This is a genomic window from Micromonospora sp. NPDC049089 (assembly GCF_040648775.1).
Lineage (GTDB): Bacteria > Actinomycetota > Actinomycetes > Mycobacteriales > Micromonosporaceae > Micromonospora.
Window position 1 is genome coordinate 1 of sequence record NZ_JBEZEH010000384.1, and the last position, 1,984, is coordinate 1,984.

The window sequence follows — 1,984 nt, forward strand, 5'->3', positions numbered from 1 at the left end:
GCCTCCGAGAGGACCCTGATGGCAACCAGCACCACCGCGCCGGACGCCGACCGACGCGAATCCCGGGCCGGATCACCGACCCGGAAGCCGGCCCGCCGGCCCCGCGGCCCCCGCCGCTCACTTCTGCCGTACCTGCTGCTCGCACCGGCCGTCGTGCTGGAACTCGCCATCCACGTGATCCCGATGGTCGTCGGGGTCTGGATGAGCCTGCTGGAGCTGACCCAGTTCCACATCCGCGACTGGTCCACCGCGCCCTTCATCGGGCTGGAGAACTACCGGGCGACACTCGACCTGAACAGCGCCGCCGGCAAGGAACTGCTGCACTCGTTCTGGGTCACCCTGGCCTACAGCCTGCTCTCGGTCGGGTTCGCCTGGCTGCTCGGCATCTCGGCGGCGGTCGTCCTGCAACGGCCGTTCCGTGGACGCGCGATCCTGCGGGCGCTGTTCCTCACCCCGTACGCGCTGCCGGTCTACGCCGCCGTGATCACCTGGAGCTTCCTCCTGCAACGCGACACCGGCCTGGTCAACCACGTGCTCGTGGACCAGCTCGGGCTGATGAACGAACGGCCGTTCTGGTTGATCGGCGACAACAGCTTCTGGTCGCTGCTGGTGGTGTCGGTCTGGCGTAACTGGCCGTTCGCGTTCCTGTGCCTGATGGCCGGGTTGCAGAACGTGCCCGGTGAGCTGTACGAGGCCGCCGCGATCGACGGCGCCGGGTTCTGGCGCCGACTGCGCTCGGTCACGCTGCCGATGCTGCGGCCGGTCAACCTGGTGCTGCTGCTGGTGCTGTTCCTGTGGACGTTCAACGACTTCAACACCCCGTTCGTGCTGTTCGGCGGCTCCGCGCCGGAGCAGGCCGACCTGATCTCCATCCACATTTACCGCAGCTCCTTCAAGACCTGGGACTTCGGCTCCGGGTCGGCGATGTCGGTGGCGCTGCTGCTGTTCCTGCTGGTCGTCTCGGCCGCGTACCTGCTGATCACCAACCGTCGGAGGGACGACCATGCGTGAGACCGCCGGCGAGCGCTGGGGCCGGCGCATCGTGCTGACCCTGCTCACCCTCTTCGTCGTCATCCCGCTCTACGTCATGGTCACCTCGGCGGCCAAGCCGTTGCAGGACGTGCAGAACGGCTTCACCTGGTGGCCCAGCCGGCCCACCCTGCAACCGTTCATCGACATGTGGAGCACCGTGCCGCTGGCCCGGTACCTGGTGAACAGCCTGGTGGTGTCGAGCATCGCGGCGGTCTGCTCGGTGGCGGTGGCCATCTTCGCCGCGTTCGCGGTGAGCCGCTACCGGTTCCGCGGTCGCGGTGTCTTCTCGGTGACCGTGCTGTCCACGCAGATGTTCCCCGGCATCCTGTTCCTGCTGCCGCTGTTCCTCATCTACGTCAACCTGGGCAACGCCACCGGCATCGAGCTGTACGCCAGTCGCACCGGCCTGGTCATCACGTACCTGACCTTCTCGTTGCCGTTCTCGATCTGGATGCTGGTCGGCTACTTCGACTCGATCCCCCGGGGTCTGGACGAGGCGGCGCAGGTCGACGGCGCCGGTCCGCTGCGCACCCTGTTCCAGGTCATCCTGCCGGCCGCCGTGCCCGGCGTGGTCGCGGTCACCGTGTACGCGTTCATGACCGCGTGGGGTGAGGTGCTCTTCGCGTCGGTGATGACCGACGAGGGCAGCCGCACCCTGGCCGTCGGCCTCCAGGGCTACTCCACCCAGTTCAACGTCTACTGGAACCAGATCATGGCCGCCTCGCTGGTGGTCAGCATCCCGGTCGTCGTCGGGTTCCTTGCCCTACAGCGCTACTTCGTCGCCGGCCTCACCGCCGGTGCGGTCAAGTGAGTCATCCAACCCCAGAGGAGAACCGACCCGTGCCCGACCTGTCCAAGCTGCCACCCGACTTCCTCTGGGCCACCCCACAGGACCGCCAGCTCCACCGGGCCGCCGCTGACCACGGTGCGTGGTCGGTAGCCGGCCATGTCC

The 1,984-nt window shown here is 67.8% G+C and carries 2 protein-coding genes; both read left to right on the top strand.

Translation table 11 applies throughout. The annotated features are described in order from the left end of the window. The coding region (locus AB0B48_RS32940; protein ID WP_357208518.1) for a sugar ABC transporter permease at positions 1–1,011 on the top strand (1,011 nt) is incomplete at its 5' end. Further along, positions 1,004–1,843: a carbohydrate ABC transporter permease gene (locus AB0B48_RS32945; RefSeq protein WP_091398610.1), complete on the top strand. Its 840-nt coding sequence runs from the start codon at positions 1,004–1,006 to the stop codon at positions 1,841–1,843. The genes AB0B48_RS32940 and AB0B48_RS32945, both read left to right, overlap by 8 nt. Positions 1,844–1,984 lie beyond the last annotated feature (141 nt).